At 46.6% G+C, this 925-nt stretch carries 1 protein-coding gene; it reads right to left on the bottom strand.

Annotated elements, in window-relative coordinates; translation table 11 throughout:
- Positions 1-26: 26 nt before the first annotated feature.
- Positions 27-925: FAD-binding oxidoreductase (locus A3762_RS24760; protein ID WP_068758106.1), on the bottom strand; the 899-nt coding region annotated here is incomplete at its 5' end.

Below are 925 nucleotides of genomic sequence, written 5' to 3' on the forward strand. Positions count from 1 at the left end.
CGTTAAAGTATAGCAAACCTGCACCATTACTCGGTTCTAAGGCCCACAGAATAAGGGCTAGGATCTATTTCTGAGGACTGTGTATCAATTATTTTGCTTAATAACTCTACCGATGCCGGCGCTAATACCAAACCATTCCTAAAATGCCCTGCATTCACGTAAACGTGCCGATAACCGTCAATACGCCCAATACTAGGGATACCCTTTGGCGATCCGGGTCTAAGGCCTGCCCAATGATGACTAACCTTATACTCAGCCAGACTCGGGAATAAGGAGATAGCACTGTCGATTAGCGACTGCTTCGCTTCTTCATTGGTTAGCTTTTCAAAACCGGTATATTCAAGCGTACTGCCTGCCACCACATTGCCGTCTTTTCTGGGAATCACATATCGCCCATCACTCAACACTACGCGATTGACCAAACCAACTGGCGCATCAAATACCAACATTTGGCCTTTCACTGGTTCAATCTCTGACGAGATATGAGGCATGAGCTGAGATGTCCATGCCCCCGAGCAAACCACAACTAAGTCAGCATAATCTATTTCGCCAGAGAGCAAGCTCACTCTACCCTCATCAATTCCTGCAATCTTTTGATTCTCACGCACGGTAATGGCCGCGTGATGATTCATGATGGTCCTTAAGGCTCTTAATAAGCGCGGATTACGAACACTCGCAACCTTTGGCATCCACAAAGACGATGCAAAACCTGTTTTCAGTTTTGGCTCTAGATCATAGAGATGTTCGGCAGAAATTGTTTCCATCCAAGAGGCATTATTCTCGGCCCAGTTAAGCGCAGCCTGTTGGTCTTCAACATTCAACACTAATAAGCCGTGATGGCTAATCTCTGGATCGATACCACTTTCCGCTTCGAGATCTTCAATCAGCTCGGCGTAGATAGCTTGCGATCGCTTTGCGAGTGCTG

Source organism: Oleiphilus sp. HI0125 (genome assembly GCF_001635355.1).